This window comes from Peribacillus sp. YIM B13482 (assembly GCF_042787975.1).
In the GTDB taxonomy this organism is placed as follows: Bacteria; Bacillota; Bacilli; order Bacillales; family DSM-1321; genus Peribacillus; species Peribacillus simplex_A.
This window is the reverse complement of sequence record NZ_JBHZPF010000032.1, coordinates 37,859-54,490: the sequence shown is the minus strand read 5'-3', so window position 1 is coordinate 54,490 and position 16,632 is coordinate 37,859. Positions and strand designations below refer to the sequence as shown.

Sequence of the window (16,632 nt, the reverse complement as noted above, 5' to 3'; positions counted from 1 at the left end):
TTTAAAATCATTAAGACTGAGTTCGCCAATCAAACAACATTCGCAAGCTTAGCTCAGCTTACACTCGAATTTGGAGACTATGTGAACTGGTTTAATAAGTTGCGAATTCATGGAACTTTAGGCTACGTAAGCCCTCTAGAATTTAAAAAGTTGTCCCTTAAAAAGGTTGTTTGATTTAGTGTTGACAATCCAGTTTGCATGAAAACAATAAAAATTAATTATTTCCTACACAAAAAAACAGAAACAGAAAAACACTATCCTGCATTACGTTCCATTACAAGAACCAAACAACCCTTTTCAGACCATGGTTCATGTTCTGTATTAGGTCCATAACAGAGATAAGAACCTGCTCCATACTCAACATCATTGCTGATAAGAGCCCCATCTAATACGAATAATTCCTCGGTATCCTTATGCGTATGTTGAGGGAATTTTGCCCCCGGTGCAAATCGCACGACATAACGCAGTTCACCATTCTCATCTCGTAATGGAATTTGTTCTATACCATCCATAACAAATTTCCACTCACTGTTTGTGATATCAACGGAAAATAAATCTTTCATGTTATCATCTCCTTCTATACAAATAGTAATTTACGATGATATATTAGTCAATATGAACAAAAATGAACTATTCTTCAGGAGGAATGAATTATGGAAATTCGTTTGTTACAGACATTTCAAGCTGTTGTCCAATGTGGTAGTCAGATAAAAGCAGCAAATCAGCTACAATACGCACAATCTACCATCACCCTACACATCAATCAATTAGAAGAAAAACTCGGCATCGAACTGTTTGAGCGTAAAGGAAAACAAATGGTGCTAACCGAAGCCGGAAGACTTGTGAAAGAACAGGCAGATATTTTATTAAATCAAGTGGATGTAATCACCGAAACCGCAAAAGAATTTTCAATCGGTCAGAAAGGACTTATTCGGATTGGAGCAATTGATTCCATTGGCAAAACAAATTTGATTTCCGTACTAACAACGTTTATGAAAGAACATCCACAAATTTGTCTTTCCATCGAAAGTGGCGTAACCCAACAATTTAGTCAACGGATTATCGCTAACGAACTTGATATTGCCTTATGTCCCCCTCCATCACCAGAATTAAATCTTGAATTTTATCCGCTATTTGAAGAAAAGCTTTGTTTGATACTGCCAATCGACCATCCATTATCTACACAAGAAAAAATTTACATGTGTGATTTGGAAGATGAAAATTTCATTTTAACTGGACAATTGTGTGTTTATCGGCGAAAAATAGAGCATGTTTTTCTTCATCATGGCTTTCATTTACACTCTAATTACGATGCAGCAAACATGGAGATGGTTTTAAATCTTGTATTACAAGGGTTTGGTATTGCTATGCTACCTAGCAATTTCGTTGCCAATTCACACCAATACGCTATTCGTGACATCGATGATATTTCATTCGCTTTACCTGTTGGATTAATCCGCAAAAAAAATAAAGTCCTCAGCCCTGCTACAGAAAAATTGGTAGCTAACATATTTTCATCCTGCAAAACAAGCACAAAAACCAGCTAATGTTTGTCAAGCAGATCTGCCTTGGTACCTAAAAGATTTTTTGTTATAATGTTTATGGAAATGACAAATAAACCTCCATCGACGTGGAGGTTTATGGAATTTATTGATTATGTGCGATAGGGCTCGCCTCGGGTAAGGATGGCATAAACGTGATGTAGAAGCTAAGTGGGCGCAGGCGATCACGGCCACCTTGTAGGGCTTGCCCTCTTTCTTTGAAGTTCCCCGTGTATTCACCACATCTTCCTTCAAATAAGTTCCGTTAGGAATTGTTTGCTTCTTCGCAGATAACGAACGCCTAGTATTCATCCTCCTTAATCTGTTCGGTCCTTCCTTATCTTCTCGAGTAGACAAGTACTATGACCTCTGTTGACTTCTGATGATTCAGCTGTCACCAAGTGTACTTGGCTGTCATCAGACCTCCCCGGGTAAGAGTGCAATCTTTCCCTCCATCTATCTGCTTCATTTACTCTGTACCACCTTAGGCAGTAAGGACTTTGTTTTGTTTCGCAAACTCATCCAATGATACCTAGCCTTATATGAATTTCGTGTTCCTCAGACCGAAGGTTTGCCGCTTGCTTCCTTCAGATTCCACGTCAACGTGGACACCCTCGCATTAAGTTAACCACTACTACTGCCTTCATAGTTCGGGACTTTCACCCTATAGATTGCACCCATGCCGTGCCCACGAAAAAGCTGCCTTAAAGACAGCTCTGATCTTCAGCTAACGCACCTGATAGTTTAAGTACAATATTTCACAAACTTTCGCATTAATATTAGATGTATAATTAGTAAATGAAATACCAGTAAAACACATTCAAACCGTATTAATAAATATCCCCATAATCACAAGACCAATAAGGATAGCTGCAAGTGATAATATTAAAGCAAGACCTTACTAATTCACCACCAGTACCAAAAAAAGTATCAAGTATTCCTAAAACTAAAAAAATCACCTTATTTGAAGTTTTAGATTCATCTGCCTTAAAATCTTTATAGCCATAAATCAATAGGGATATAAAAGAAACCAGACCTATAAAAAAGAGAATGAACCCACCGAACATTTTCATAAAAAATTTCCCCTTCGTTACAAGTTTAACCAGAAATCTAACGGAAATATATTATATCTTTAATATAATACATTATCTGTTATTCCTAATCGTTGTGAAGGGGGTAATTCTTTTATTATCTTCTTATTTCTCTTTATTAAACTAAAGCACCCGTAAGTTTATTAAGAAAAGCGATTCTTATTTTATCTACGTGATTACATATTTCACTGGCGATATGTCAAAATCCATCAATTATTGGTGTTGGTTTTGAATAAAGATTGATTAAAAATTTTCTGTAAACCCACAAGCTATGGCTAATAAAAGGAAACCATTTTGAAAAAAGATTAATCATAATGGTTTCCTTTCTTTTTGAATGGACTCTCCAGTTTTCTAAAAAAGTTTAATCAAAGTATCACAACTTTATTCAAAACTTCGCATCTTTCTTACAAACATCGCAATTTTATTTTAAAGACACAATTACCAATGGCGGATTCTTAAGAAGATTAATAATAAAATCCAAGTGAAAATTTAAGAAAAATTTAATATTTACCCCACTTTTTATTTTAAAAGTTTTTCCTATCCTATAAACAAGTGACATCAAGGAGGAGACTAAAAATGAAAAAGCGGGGATTTTGGTGCATTATTTCTAGTTTTTATTTTTAATATATTACCGATATCCCAAGATAAAGTAGGGGATTGAAAATATGAACAAAATGATAATACAGCTACTGAAAATTCCTAAAAGATTGAGATTACGAAGAGCAGATCTATCAAGGGAATCTGCTTTTGTTAAACAGTGAATATGCTGTTCAACAAGCTGGTATAAAATCGGATATCATAAATTTATTTACACACAAAGATTTAACAACCGGATACCAGTTACTTAATAGTGAAATAAAATTATCAGAAGAAATAGCTGAAAACCTATCGGAGATGATAGCGTAGTGTAAAGTAGGAATAAAGCTTAGATTAAAAATTTGAAAAAGAATTAGGAATTGAGGATTTATATGGAAAAATCAAAATAAAATAACTGCTGGCTTGTTGGCCGTATATTTATTTACATTAACATGGATTATAGTCTTTAAAATGCAATTTTCATTTCAAGGCTTGCCGGATTTTAGGGAAATCAACTTAATCCCTTTTGCTGGTTCAGCTAATATTAATAATCAAATAGATTTTAATGAAATAATCTATAATGTACTTGCATTTATCCCATTTGGAATTTATATCAGTATGCTAAAACCAATTGGGTCTTTCTTGAAAAAGATTGCAGTAATAGCAGGAGTTAGTTTGTTATTTGAAGTATTGCAATTCCTCTTTGCTATAGGAGCTAGCGATATAACTGACTTTATGGGAAATACATTAGGTGGAATTATTGGAGTTGGAGTTTATATTGTATTTTGTAAGCTGTTTAGTACAAAAGCAAATAAAATCCTTAATGTTTTAGCTTCAATCGGAACGATATGCATTGTTGCATTATTGCTGTTATTAATATATCTCAGGATTAGTGGTGTTATTATTTATAAAGTTTCCTAAGTAATTGGAGAATTGCTGTTCATGAAAATTAACAGAGGGTATACTATCAATGACTTTGATAAAGCAGGTTCTTTATTTATAAACAAGAATGACAAATATCACAAGCCACCTATTTTGAGGGTGGCTTTTTTACCAAGGCCATAAATCCATACGACTAATAAAATCATTGCTAATAAGACCTGCGCAGCCAATAACTTCACCAGAGTCCTCCATTAAACACCAAATAGGAAACGGACTATCCGTTGTTATGCTGTGTGTAATACAGTTCTCATATACTTTCATAGTGTTTTCGTTTGCCCATTTGCACTGAAAATATTTTATTGCTTTTTCTTTATACTCTGGATGTTCTCTAACACTAATAATTTGCGCTTCTTTTTCTTGTTTTAGTTTAAAGTCGGGTCTCCATTTTCTTAGAGTACATTAATTTATTAGCATTTTATCTAATTCACGAACTTTATCATATGACTCCAATAGTTGTTCAGGTATTAATGTTCTCCCATATTCCCAAGCATTAGTTTCTATTTCAGATTTTAGCTTTTCTTTTTCTTCTTCGTTACCATACATCAAAATCCTTAAATCATGTTTGTTTTTCTTAAAATCTAAATAATAACCAATCATACGATAAAGAATAATTTTAACAAAGTCTTCCTCTGTCTCTTTAATTCTAATTTTCCCTTTATAACCGTTAACTTGAAGGTAATTGAATTTTATAGTATTGGTCGATACGTTATAACTCATAGGTGCACTTAGATTATTGTCAAACTCATGAATAATATCCAAATTGTGCTCATTTAATGTGTTATTAATTATCTTTTCGATATCGCTTATATAAATCATTTAACTATCACTTCCCTTTTAAAGACTCTTCATTATAGTAGTAGATTAAGTTATTCTTCCTTTATCAATATAATAAACTGTTGAGATATTAAAATCACATAGTAAAAAATAAAGGAAATATTTACTATATAATACTAAAGTGGAGGGTAAGTCCTACGAGAAGTGTGATTAATCCCTAATAGAACCCCTAAAGGAATTTGCTTTAAATTACTCTTTCATACTTTCCTCCCTCTATTTATTTCACTTTAAAACTTACTATCATTGGTTGTAATTCTTCTTGAAATTGTTCTACCATCATTTCAGGTGAAGGCATTTTATTATACTTTTCAATCCAAGAAACGTAATGAAGTGCTACATTATGCGCAATATCAAAGTAGGGGACAGGTTCGTTGTAACCACACACTCTCTGTGAGCTGGAAATTTATCTCTGAAGTCTTACATCGTTTGCCGTTATTTTACATATTCTTCATGCGTCATGCTCAGAGCTTCCAAGAAGTATTCCCGTGCATGGTATTTGGTAGTAAAGGTAATCCAACACATTATAGTAAATTGGGTTTTACCGAAGAATATGATTATGCACCTTTTAAAGAAAAGCCAAAAATACGGTCTTATTTTTAACCTCAATCGTTAGCTGAATAAGCAAAAGACTTATCCAAAGTTCCTTGAAATATTAATTATTACCAATTATTGTCCCGTAATACGTTTTACTCCTTCTCTATCCAGAAAAAAGGCCCAAACCCCTGTGATATCAAAGATTTGAGCCTTTGTTAGTTGATGACCTGTGAGGGATTCGAACCCACGACCCCTTCCCTGTCAAGGAACGTGCCTCAATACAAAATCCCTATCCATGTTTTCACAGCCGTCGCTAGAATCAATAGAGCCAATATGACTTGCAGGACTTTTACATTCATCTTTTTACCGGCCATCGCCCCAAGCGGAGATGCTATTAAACTAGCAACAACCATGATCAATGCCGGATAGAAATCAACTTGCCCTGTTGAGATTTTCCCTGCTGTTGCACCAATGGATGAAATGAATGTGATTGCTAATGAAGACGCGATCGTAACCCTGGTTGGAATTCTTAAAACGATGAGCATGATGGGAACTAATAGAAAGCTCCCTCCAGCCCCGACTATTCCAGACCCTAATCCAACGATTAATGCAAGTATGGCCGCAAGCCATTTGTTAAAGGTAACTTGATCCAAGGGAATGTCATCTATGCCTTTCTTCGGAATGAACATCATGACAGCCGCTATCAAAGCCAAAATGCCATAGACGATATTCACTCCGTCTTCCGACATCGATTGTGATCCAAAGCTTCCAACCACGCTTCCGATTAGAACGCTGATCCCCATATAGAAAATGAGCGTTTTATTTAAATGTCCGCTCTTACGATAGCTCCATACACCTCCGATGGAAGCGAATAAGACTTGTACAGCACTTATCCCTGTTACATCATGGGCACTAAATGCCACTAAACCGAAGATGGGGGGAATAAACAGAAGCATTGGATAATTTATAATCGAGCCCCCGATGCCGAGCATTCCAGAAACATATGAACCTATAAAACCAATTAAAAAGATGGTAATGATAAAGATGATATCCATTGTACCTGCCTCCCTTAAAAGAAGGGAACCCTAATGGTTCCCTTCTCTTATCAGCCTTTCCTGATCCAAAATTTCAGTATATCATTTTCTTCTGCCGTTTCCACTAGTTCATGACCACCGGATCTTGACCAAGCAGCTAAGTCGGCTTTAGCTCCTTTATCGGTTACATGTATTTCCAGCACTTGTCCGGTTTGCAAATCATTCATCGCTTTTTTCGTCTTAACAATCGGCATTGGACATGCAAGTCCCCTAGCATCTAACACTTTATCTGAAATCATTTTTCATCTCTCCTATTGGCTTCATTTTTTATCAGGTTTAGCGAACCGCACAACGATTTGGTCCGATTTCCATTTCGCGCTGTTTTTCATCATCGGGCTCGATTTTCCCCATATTGGTTTCGCGAATGTCTTGATAAGCGTTCGGTTGAGGTGGTAAATTACCTGTTACCAGCTCTCTGAATTCTATTTCATCGGCAATGTTCATTCCATGATTTTCAGCAAACAGCGTTCCCAACTTTTTAGCGACACTTCCGTCTTCATTCAATTCATCAATGATCATGAAATGTGATGGCAATACGATTAACTCGTCCGATAGTTCCCTATAACGTGTATACAGTGTTTCTCTCAAGTCCCCTACCCAATCTTCAGCCAATCCCGCTAGGTCCGGTCTGCCAATGGAATCGATGAATAGTATATCTCCGGAAAGCAGGTATTTTCCATCGACCACAAAAGATGTGGAGCCAATGGTGTGGCCAGGGGAGTATAATGCTTCGATATCAATCGCTGAATGACCGATCTTTATCACTTTACCGCTTTCTAATGGCTGATATTCAAAAGTTACCTCAGCTGCATCTTTTGGCGGCAGCCAGTAATCTGCTTTTGTCCTTTCCGCTATTCGTCTTCCTCCTGAAATGTGATCGGCATGTAGGTGTGTATCTAGAACATGTGTAATTTTCACTCCGATACCATCGGCGAAATCAAGGTAGGCATCAATCATTCTTGTGGAATCAATAACGGCTGCTTCACCATTGGAAACGACCATGTATGATAAACAGCCTTTACCAAGTCGCACAAATTGGTAAATTTCTCCGACATTGGTCAACTCGCCGATTTTCACCGGTTCCAAATGTTCACTCCATGTTTTCATTCCACCCTTTAAGTAAGAAACATCCAATCCAGCTTCAAAAAGCATCTCAGCTACCATAACGGATGAGCCTTCCTTTGCACATACAACCAGGATTTCCTTATGTGCCGGAATTTGATCGATGATTTCTTCAACGCCATCCAGTAAATCGAAGTAAGGGATATTAAGGAATTCAAAATTCTCCCCTTCCATTTTCCAATCGTTAAAATCACTTTCATTTCGAACATCCAAAATGAATAAGTCCGTTTTATTGATTACTTTCTTTGAAACCTCCGCCGCTGTCATTGGATTAACTGCCATTCTTTATACCCCCTATAGTATTTAACATTTCAATTTTTTTACATTAAAAGGATAAGGTTACATCAGCATCCTTAGCGAACTCTAAAAATGTGACCGCTCCACCCACTTCGATGCCGTCAACGAAAACTTCTTTTTCCAACCCCTTAACATCCATAGTCATTTGACACCCAATAAACTTAACGTTCATTTCCTGGGCCATAGTAACTAACTCTGGAATGGAAGGAACATTAGCCTTTTTAAATCCTTCGGCAAAATGATCTTTACCTTCAGGCATTGGCAGTTGTACATTTGCTTCTTTATGAATTAAGTTTAAGCCTTCGAAAGTAAAGAAAATGGCCACTTCTTGATCCGTTGCTGCCGCTGCCGTTGCGATGTTAACACTTTATATGCGTCAAATAACCCACCATTACTTGCGATTATAGCCACTTCTTTAGACATGATATATTCCTCCATTTTAAGTCTCTGTTATTCATTCACTGATTTTTGGGTAGGACCATTCCACTGGCTCATGCCTGGTTCAACATTAAATACCTGTTCAAATCCAGCTGCTGTCAGTTTTTGTGCAGCCAGATCACTTCGGCTGCCAGTACGGCAAATCACGAAAATCTCGGACTCTTTATCCAATTCACGCATACGTTGTTCCAATTCACCCATCGGGAGGGATTTAGCTGTTGGAATATGATTGAAAGCATACTCTGCCGCTTCTCGTACATCAAGGATGATTGTGTTTTGATTTTCTTCGATTTTTTGAAGAAGGCCGTCATTTGAAATGACTTTTTGATGCTTCTTCTCTTGTTGCTCTTCTCCGCCTGCTTTCCGAAGATAATGTTTTAGCGTGGTCCCCCCTTCAACCGTACCCAAATATTGATGACCTGTACTTTCGGCCCAGGCTTTCATATCGGCAGTTGACCCTTTATCAGTCGCTTGAACTTCAAGCACTTCCCCTGCTGCCAGGCCGTGCATGGCTTTTTTCGTTTTTACGATTGGCATTGGGCAAGCTAAACCTTTAGCATCCAAAACGAAATTTGTTTTAATCATTTTATTTCCTCCTTGTGTTTTTTATAGAGATGGGGGTATATTTAGCTTTAAAAATTATTCTATGGGACCTTCCCATTCATTCATGCCGCCCACCATGTTCAACACTTTATATCCATGATCCTCAAGTAACTGCGCTGCCCTTGAACTTCTGCCCCCTGACCGGCAGACCATGATATACTCTTTTGATTTATCCAGATCCTGCATTCTAAATTCCACTAGGCCCAACGGGATGTTCAAAGCATTTGGTATTTTCCCTGCCTTTACTTCATCCACCTCCCGCACATCAATAATATGGACTGGCGAGTTTCCCTTCAATAATGCACTCACTTCATTCGGTAAAATTTCTTTCATCTTTATAATATCCTCCTTTTATTCGCGCCAAGAATTCATGCCGCCTTTTACGTTGGTGACTTCATTAAATCCGAGTTTTTTCAAAGCTTTACATGCATTACTGCTCCGCATCCCGCTTTGGCAAATCACAACAACTTCTTTATCTTTTGAAAGTCCTTGTGCCCTTTTGCCAAGTTCGTTTAAAGGTATATTTTTAAAGACCTTAATATGATTGCCCCTAAATTCATTAGGAGTACGGACATCAATGAATTGCTTACTTCCTTTGTTATTCAACGCCGCTTTTAACTCAGCCGCATTTATATTTTTTATCCCCTTTGCCGGAACAAATCGCTGATATAAAAACCAAACGATGACACCCAATATGATGATATTAAATATAGTTCCCATTTGAACTCATCCCTCCGGTACCCCAATTTATATAAATAAGTTTACATTTCCATCCTCTGCTTCGGCTAAATAAGCCGCTACACCTGCATATTCTATTCCATCCATTAATTCCTCTTGCTGCAAGCCCAATAAATCCATCGTCATCGTACAGGCAATCAGTTTCACATCTTGTTCTTGGGCCAACTCAATTAAATTCGGGAGTGACATGGCATTATGTTTTTTCATCACGTGCTTGATCATTTTCGGCCCCATTCCAGCAAAGTTCATGTTGGATAGACCCATTTTATCAGAACCACGGGGCATCATTTTTGCAAACATTTTTTCAAGAAAGCCTTTTTTTAATGACAGCGGCTCATCTTTCCTTAAAGCATTCAATCCCCAGAATGTATGGAAGATGGTCACTTCATGATCGTAGGCTGCAGCACCATTTGCGATGATATAAGCAGCCATTGCCTTATCATAATCACCACTAAATAAAATGATCGTCGTTCTTCTCTTTTCAGTCATATATTTTTCCCCCTAAGCCTATTTCAATTACCTGTATAGGTATATAATTCGTTAAAAAAACATTCATTTCTATATACCCTGTAGGGTATATAATATGACGAAAAATACTGTTGGTCAACCTTCTTTAAATAGAATTTTCTATCCTTCATAAATTTTTTTATTTAATTGGGCCATGATTGATTTGAGTCAAACCTTCATTTACTTCTAATATTTTCCCATTAACCTCCTCTATGCCAAAACCTTTTAAACGTGCTGTGTGCATAGTCAAGTACTTACAGGCTGATTCCCTTGACTCAAACAGATATATGCCACCAGCTTCCTTTGCTTCCCGTTCTTCGGTCCAAATCTTCCAGATCACACCTTCTTCATCATTGATGCTTTTAGCTAAGCCAGCAAACCCTTCCACCATCTCGTGACCAAATGGCCCTTCCATTTTAAAATCAACTTGTAAAATATAAGCCATGAATAACTCTCTCCTTTTTTAGGTCAGGTGCTCTTTTACCTGCTTTTAATCAATAATTCAACAGCTTCCTTGACAAGATGTTCAGTGCCTTCACCTTTTTCGACATTTTCCCGAACGCATTGTTCTAGATTGGCACTTACGATAACACCCATGCTCCTATCGATGGCATTACGTGCAGCAGCTAACTGAGTGATGATTTCCCTGCAATCTTTCCCCTGCTCCATCATTCCAATAACTCCCTTGATTTGTCCTTCAATCCGCTTCAAGCGATTAAGGACACTTTTATCATATTCCATATTCTGCCCACCCATCTATTTACAAACACAATCACTGAATCACATAACTGGTTACCATAATTCCTTTTCCAATTAAGAAACGCAGCCCCAAGTTCACTTCCAATTTATAAGAAGCAATTACATGAATGTTTTCATGTGGGATTTCTTCATTAAAACATTTCAAATAGGCATAAGAGATATTCAAAAGCTCTTCATCACATTGTCACACTTATGATTAGAAGCCCTAATATCCAAAAAATCCTGTACTTCATTCAAAAAACTCTTAACAGGAACATACCGTTTATACAAAAACGGGACCAAAATAAGTAAAAATATTACAATAAATAAAATTTGTGCTTTTTACTCTTAGTTTACTCACTCCTAACTTATGAGTTCATAATATACCTATAGGGGTATATTGTCAAACTAAATAATTTCACAAAGTATATATACAAAAGAGTACCCGTGTACGTGTAAAGGCACAATAAATTATTTAAAATGCAAGTTAAAAACATACATAACACCGTTCAAAATTTTATGAACGGTGTTAACTCCTCTAATTTCCCCATTTTTTTGATGTTTCCCCTTGTTTCTGTGCCCATTTTCTAAATAAAGCAATTACCTGCTTCATTCTCTGTCAACTATCTTTGAAAAGTCATTAAGAGTACTTGAATACTTGATATAGGTTCGTGGTAAAAGATAGAGTTCATCTTTAATACCCTTCTCAATAAATGGTCCAGGAGTTGTCGTAAGTCCAAACAAATAGTATTTCTTCGTTTCTGCTACGACTTTATCGTTGAAATTCCCGTAAGGATACGCAAGAACATTAACTGGTTTGCCCGTTATTTTTTGAATTTTATCTTTGGACCCTTTCAGTTCATATTCATAATTTTTTATTTTCGTCAAATCGGGATGTGTAGCAGTATGAGACTGGATTGAGATTATCCCCGAATCAGCCATCAGTTTTAAATCCGATTTCGATAATCTGTTGGAACGACCGATAAAGTCAGAAATAACAAAAATGGTGCCAGTTGGTTTAAAACGTTCGGTTTTCAGTTTTTGAAAGATTGCGAATGCATTCAGATTGTTTTTGTACCCGTCATCAAAGGTAATGAAAATGGGTTTGTTTACTTTATTAATGTCTTGCCATCGATCAAAAGTTAATAATGTGAAGCCATGGTCTCGCAAATACAACATTTGTTTCTCGAAATTCTTCGGGGTTACATATAACTCCTTAGAACCCTGCCCATTAAACTCGTCAATCGAATGATAAATCAAGATGGGCACTTCTAGTTGCTTACCGAAAGCATGAGATGCGAACACAAACGTGAGAAATAAGGAAATCAATACAATATTTTTCATAGAACCCCTTCCTGAAGTACTTTGTTTTCACATATGGTCCCACAAAGTCCTAGAAAAAATCAGAATCACCTTGAAAGATTACATGTCACACATACCAATCCATCTATTCCCTTCGCGTCCACTTTGAATCCTTTAAATACTCATGATTTTTCATAGTACAAATAACATTAAAATGTGCGCGCTACCTCTTGTACGATAAAACGATCATCATTTGTTCTTAACATCCGTAATAAACTGATGGTAGCTGCATTGTTAAAATACCTTTAAAAAATCCTTACTAGAAGGTTAAAAGATTAAAAAAATTTGATCATCTGATGGTTATCACGAAAACCTATTGGGACTTAAAAGAAGAACATTCGTGTTTATGGGAGGAAGTAGGATGCAACACAACGATAGGAAAAGGGAATGGAACGGCTTTTCCAAAACGATTCCCTATTCTCTTTTAGATGTAAAAGATGAATTAAAGAAAAAAGGTAAAAAACAGACTTCTGTTAAACCGCGGGAATTAACGGGAGAAGAGACAATGTTAATACATGAAATTAAAGAACGAACAAGACAACACAACAGTAATAATGTGACCCGAACACATGCCTATTTTCAGTTTTATCTCCGTTACCCAGAAATACACTGGGCACTACTTGGACATATGGTATCGCGTAATGGCGGTTGGAATATGACGGATTTAAAAGGGGAGTTATATACAAGACTTTTATCGGAAAAAGATCAACTTATCTTCTTTTCTTTTCTGGAACGAGGGAACTGGTTAATCTTCCAAGATGTGTACCCACAATTTTTGTTGTATGAACAAAGTGTCAAAAGATCAAAAAGACTGTTTCATCTTCTACCATTTTTCAATGTATCAACTTTTATGGAAACGTTGTGGAACCATTTTTGGAGAAAGGGCGACCACTATATGTTAGCCATTGCCACCGTTATTAATGAACAAAGCTATTTAGAAAAAAGTGTCTTTCAAAATACCCATTTTAAAAAGACGGTACTAAATAGTATTGGATTCAAACTTTATGATTTTTTTCGCTTTAACCATATTCTTTTTCCATTCTATAAGGATGAAACCAAACAAAAAACATCGCTAGTCGGGAATACAATGACGCATTTCACCTCCCTACATGAGCGAATATTGCTGGGCAAGCGATTATACTCACAGCTGTTTAGGAGTGAGAACATCTTATCAGGAGTAGTAGAATGGGCACATGATCATCCACATACCGGTTCGCGAAAAGACTACTGGTCGCATTTGTTTAATGATGTAAACGAATCATTCCCCCGTGCGTTTTATAAACGTCGAACAAAAAAGTGCCAATTAAGAAAAGGTGCGGATCGTTTATACAGTCCGCGATTAATATACACATGGAAAGATATTAATCATGAAGAGGAAGAAAGCAAAGACTGGTTTGAGGACTGGAAAATCATGGACTACTTAATCGATAAGGAAGAAAATACAGATGGGGAGGTTTATGATGAGTACTGCAAAACGCTTGAAAAAATTGAACTTGCCATTCTGGCAAAAAAAAACGTCCTACTCCGAGAAGAAGCAGAAGACGAGTAACCTTCGGGCTTTTGTTGCCACCATAGTTCTCTCTTGTTTCATCGGGACTTATTTAGACTTACTGTTTGTCGGTAAACAAATGTATGCCTTTCCAGCAAGACCATTCCCAGATATATTTACAATCAATGTTGCTTTTACATTATTGATATTGCCAATCTTTACTACGCTCTTTTTATGGATCGCAAAAACGTTGACTAAATTTTCAAGAATCCTGTTTATCGTTTTGATTGGACTTTGTATAGGTGTTTCCGAACCGTTTGCTGAGAATTTAGGATTGTTTACTCATAGCGAAGCATGGCATCATTCTTATTCCCTTTTCGGCTACATGATCTTCATGCTCCTTATTTGGAATTTTTATCGATGGTTTCAATAACAGGCGACTGTATTATAAGTATTTAAAAAACAAAGGGTGTCACAAAAATTCCAATAAACTTTTTTTGACACCAAATATGCTAGCAGGGTTTCCCTTCTGGACTGATGATTAAAAACTAAAATAGCTCACTCTTTTGAAAGAAATATGGAGAAACATTTTTAAACTTTTCAGAAAATCTTGTTCGCAACGATTTTGGCACCCATAGCCAAGATATTAAGTGCATGATATATAATGCATCTAAATATAATGGTTGTGAGACGTAATTAGATCATTTTGACTCAGCTTTTTTATTATTTGGGCTATACCAATACCTCTCTTTTTTCAGCATATTTTAAGGAGGAATGTATGAAAGAAATTGGCATCAAATCATATTTGTGTGTTGGTACTGTCAGTAACCCTATTTATGATCCTAAAAGTAATAAGATAATCTTTATTGCTGATTATTCTGGTTTACCGCAGGTTTGGACAAAGGATTTCGATATAAGAGAACCAACCCAAACTTCTTTTACTAATGAACGAATCACTTTTTTTAAATACTTAAACAGTTCATCACAGCGCGGCCTATTTATCGGAATGGATGTTGGCGGTAATGAGAAGCAACAACTGTTTTTACTCAAGAGTGATGGTGTACTGATTCCGCTTACCAACTCACCTGAACATAAACATGAATATGGGGGTCACTCACCTGATGGAAAATGGATTGCCTGGTCAAGCAATCGTCGACATCCTGCCTTTTTCGATATCTATATTCAAAATGTCGAAACATTAGAAATACAAATGGTTTTGTCAAAGGATGGTCTCTATTCCTCCATCATGTGGTCTCCTGATGGTAAATCGTTATTGATTCGGAAAACAAATTCCCAGTTGGATAACGATTTAGGTTTACTGAATCTATGCACAGGAGAAATGAACTGGTTAACAGATCATCAGGGTGAAGCAAGCTATAAAAACCCTCATTTCAGCAAGGATGGAGATCATCTCTATTTATTAACAAATCAAGATAGGGAATTTTTTGGGCTCGCGATCATTGATCTTTCAACAAAAAATATCACCTGGCTGGAGGTGGGACAGTGGGACTTTGAAGGCCTCGCTATGAGTAAAGATCAATCCAAGTTAGCTTTTTCAATTAATGAAGGAGGTATTTCAAGAGGCATTCTTTTAGATCTAAAATCAAGTGCCCTTTATACATGGCAGACACCAATGGGGGTGTTAACTAGCCTAACTTTTTCACCCGACAATCAAAAGTTAGCCTACGTTTTCAATGGGCCTGCCTATCCTTCTGATATATGGCAGGTTGATCTAAGAAAAATGAAGACAGAACGGCTTACTCAATCTCTTCAGTCAAAGCTTTTGGAAAATAAATTAATTGAACCTACTCTTATTTCATTTAAGTCTTTTGACAATCTCCAAGTACCTGCATTTTATTTCAAGCCAAATACCCAGACAGAAAAAATTCCAGTTATTCTATATGTTCATGGGGGTCCTGAAAGCCAAATTCGGGCGGTTTTCAATCCAGTTCTGCAGTATTTTCTAAGCCTTGGATATGCAGTAATTACTCCCAACGTTCGCGGAAGTACAGGATATGGAAAAACATATACTCATCTTGATGATGTTCGTAAACGAATGGACTCCGTAAGAGATCTTGTTTCATTAGTAGATTGGTTAAAGAAAGAAGGAAGCACTGATCCTAATAGAGTTGCCATTATGGGAGGGAGCTATGGAGGCTTTATGGTTCTTGCAGCCATTTCCCATTACCCGGAATTATGGTCTGCTGCAATTGATCTCGTTGGGATTTCAAGTTTCAGAACTTTTCTTAAAAAAACCAGTCCGTGGCGACGTAAACTTCGTGAAGCTGAATATGGAACTATTGAAAAGGACGGAAACTTTTATGATTTGATTGATCCATTGAATCAAACTGACCGGATTACCAGTCCACTGATGGTACTCCACGGGTGTAATGATCCACGGGTCCCAATAGAAGAATCTGAACAAATTGTAAATAAATTAATGGCACGAAATCATCCTGTACATTTTATCCACTTTAAAAATGAAGGTCATTCCATCGTAAAACTAAATAATAAAATTACTGCCTATACAGCAATAGCACATTTCCTTAATCAATATATTGGTAAATAATTTATGAGTCTTTTATATTTTGAAGGGTGATTAAAAGGAATTGGAACCCATTAGGAAAGATGGTCTTAGTTTCTCAAATAATTAGGCAAAAGTGATCTATTGGCACTGTACTACCCATATTAACTGTATTTGTAAGTTTCCTCATACGACTTCGGAA

19 protein-coding genes and 2 pseudogenes are annotated in these 16,632 nt (G+C 36.6%); 7 read left to right on the top strand and 14 right to left on the bottom strand.

Annotation, left to right across the window (positions count from 1 at the left end):
- The first annotated feature begins 6 nt into the window (after positions 1 to 6).
- Positions 7 to 174 (top strand): IS3 family transposase, encoded by a 168-nt coding sequence (locus tag ACFX4L_RS15850; protein ID WP_377405616.1) that lies wholly within the window; start codon positions 7 to 9, stop codon positions 172 to 174.
- Between the two features lie 80 nt (positions 175 to 254).
- On the opposite strand, the gene ACFX4L_RS15845 is transcribed toward ACFX4L_RS15850, so the two are convergent.
- Positions 255 to 563, bottom strand: coding sequence for a cupin domain-containing protein (locus ACFX4L_RS15845; protein ID WP_002094998.1), 309 nt, complete (start codon positions 561 to 563; stop codon positions 255 to 257).
- Positions 564 to 653: 90 nt separating this feature from the next.
- Between ACFX4L_RS15845 and ACFX4L_RS15840 the strand changes: the two genes are divergently transcribed.
- The gene (locus ACFX4L_RS15840) at positions 654 to 1,547 is read left to right on the top strand and encodes a LysR family transcriptional regulator (protein WP_377385080.1); all 894 of its coding nucleotides are present in this window, start codon (positions 654 to 656) and stop codon (positions 1,545 to 1,547) included.
- A gap of 824 nt (positions 1,548 to 2,371) precedes the next feature.
- Here the strand turns inward: ACFX4L_RS15840 and ACFX4L_RS15835 are convergent.
- Positions 2,372 to 2,614 carry a hypothetical protein gene (locus ACFX4L_RS15835; protein WP_377385078.1) on the bottom strand — a complete coding sequence of 81 codons (243 nt, stop codon included), beginning with the start codon at positions 2,612 to 2,614 and terminating at the stop codon, positions 2,372 to 2,374.
- 634 nt (positions 2,615 to 3,248) lie between these two features.
- Between ACFX4L_RS15835 and ACFX4L_RS15830 the strand changes: the two are divergent.
- Together ACFX4L_RS15830 and ACFX4L_RS15825 are read left to right on the top strand one after the other, a co-directional pair.
- A pseudogene (locus ACFX4L_RS15830) lies at positions 3,249 to 3,535 on the top strand (D-Ala-D-Ala carboxypeptidase VanY); the annotation flags it as partial.
- A gap of 96 nt (positions 3,536 to 3,631) precedes the next feature.
- Positions 3,632 to 4,129, top strand: coding sequence for a VanZ family protein (locus tag ACFX4L_RS15825; protein ID WP_377385076.1), 498 nt, complete (start codon positions 3,632 to 3,634; stop codon positions 4,127 to 4,129).
- 420 nt (positions 4,130 to 4,549) lie between these two features.
- Here ACFX4L_RS15825 and ACFX4L_RS15820 read toward each other — a convergent pair whose 3' ends face one another.
- The 12 genes and pseudogenes from ACFX4L_RS15820 to ACFX4L_RS15765 form a co-directional block, all read right to left on the bottom strand.
- Entirely contained in the window at positions 4,550 to 4,966 is a 417-nt protein-coding gene (locus tag ACFX4L_RS15820) for a hypothetical protein (RefSeq protein ID WP_284471056.1), read from the bottom strand.
- A gap of 827 nt (positions 4,967 to 5,793) precedes the next feature.
- Complete coding sequence (locus tag ACFX4L_RS15815) at positions 5,794 to 6,573, bottom strand: sulfite exporter TauE/SafE family protein (RefSeq protein WP_284471057.1); 780 nt, start codon at positions 6,571 to 6,573, stop codon at positions 5,794 to 5,796.
- A 50-nt stretch (positions 6,574 to 6,623) separates the two neighbouring features.
- Complete coding sequence (locus tag ACFX4L_RS15810) at positions 6,624 to 6,851, bottom strand: sulfurtransferase TusA family protein (protein WP_089363273.1); 228 nt, start codon at positions 6,849 to 6,851, stop codon at positions 6,624 to 6,626.
- A gap of 37 nt (positions 6,852 to 6,888) precedes the next feature.
- Positions 6,889 to 8,016, bottom strand: coding sequence for an MBL fold metallo-hydrolase (locus tag ACFX4L_RS15805; RefSeq protein ID WP_377385073.1), 1,128 nt, complete (start codon positions 8,014 to 8,016; stop codon positions 6,889 to 6,891).
- A gap of 43 nt (positions 8,017 to 8,059) precedes the next feature.
- Positions 8,060 to 8,454: pseudogene (locus ACFX4L_RS15800) on the bottom strand (DsrE/DsrF/DrsH-like family protein).
- A gap of 27 nt (positions 8,455 to 8,481) precedes the next feature.
- Complete coding sequence (locus ACFX4L_RS15795) at positions 8,482 to 9,054, bottom strand: sulfurtransferase TusA family protein (protein WP_284471059.1); 573 nt, start codon at positions 9,052 to 9,054, stop codon at positions 8,482 to 8,484.
- Between the two features lie 54 nt (positions 9,055 to 9,108).
- A complete protein-coding gene (locus ACFX4L_RS15790) occupies positions 9,109 to 9,405 on the bottom strand; it encodes a rhodanese-like domain-containing protein (protein WP_125162037.1) in 297 nt (98 codons plus the stop codon).
- 18 nt (positions 9,406 to 9,423) lie between these two features.
- The gene (locus ACFX4L_RS15785; protein WP_284471060.1) at positions 9,424 to 9,792 is read right to left on the bottom strand and encodes a rhodanese-like domain-containing protein; all 369 of its coding nucleotides are present in this window, start codon (positions 9,790 to 9,792) and stop codon (positions 9,424 to 9,426) included.
- Positions 9,793 to 9,819: 27 nt separating this feature from the next.
- Positions 9,820 to 10,299, bottom strand: coding sequence for a DsrE/DsrF/DrsH-like family protein (locus ACFX4L_RS15780; protein ID WP_061462784.1), 480 nt, complete (start codon positions 10,297 to 10,299; stop codon positions 9,820 to 9,822).
- 157 nt (positions 10,300 to 10,456) lie between these two features.
- A complete protein-coding gene (locus ACFX4L_RS15775; protein ID WP_377405612.1) occupies positions 10,457 to 10,762 on the bottom strand; it encodes a monooxygenase in 306 nt (101 codons plus the stop codon).
- A 35-nt stretch (positions 10,763 to 10,797) separates the two neighbouring features.
- The gene (locus ACFX4L_RS15770; protein WP_284471062.1) at positions 10,798 to 11,058 is read right to left on the bottom strand and encodes a metal-sensitive transcriptional regulator; all 261 of its coding nucleotides are present in this window, start codon (positions 11,056 to 11,058) and stop codon (positions 10,798 to 10,800) included.
- 606 nt (positions 11,059 to 11,664) lie between these two features.
- Positions 11,665 to 12,399, bottom strand: a complete 735-nt coding sequence (locus tag ACFX4L_RS15765; protein WP_377385068.1) for a polysaccharide deacetylase family protein — start codon at positions 12,397 to 12,399, stop codon at positions 11,665 to 11,667.
- A 379-nt stretch (positions 12,400 to 12,778) separates the two neighbouring features.
- On the opposite strand from ACFX4L_RS15765, the gene ACFX4L_RS15760 reads away from it, so the two are divergent.
- From ACFX4L_RS15760 to ACFX4L_RS15750, 3 genes are all read left to right on the top strand, one after another.
- On the top strand, positions 12,779 to 13,966 hold the full coding sequence (locus ACFX4L_RS15760) for a DUF2515 domain-containing protein (protein WP_377385066.1): 1,188 nt from the start codon (positions 12,779 to 12,781) through the stop codon (positions 13,964 to 13,966).
- A complete protein-coding gene (locus ACFX4L_RS15755) occupies positions 13,878 to 14,339 on the top strand; it encodes a CBO0543 family protein (RefSeq protein ID WP_284471064.1) in 462 nt (153 codons plus the stop codon). The genes ACFX4L_RS15760 and ACFX4L_RS15755 overlap by 89 nt, the downstream gene beginning before the upstream one ends.
- Positions 14,340 to 14,684: 345 nt before the next feature.
- A complete protein-coding gene (locus ACFX4L_RS15750) occupies positions 14,685 to 16,475 on the top strand; it encodes a S9 family peptidase (protein WP_377385064.1) in 1,791 nt (596 codons plus the stop codon).
- Positions 16,476 to 16,632 lie beyond the last annotated feature (157 nt).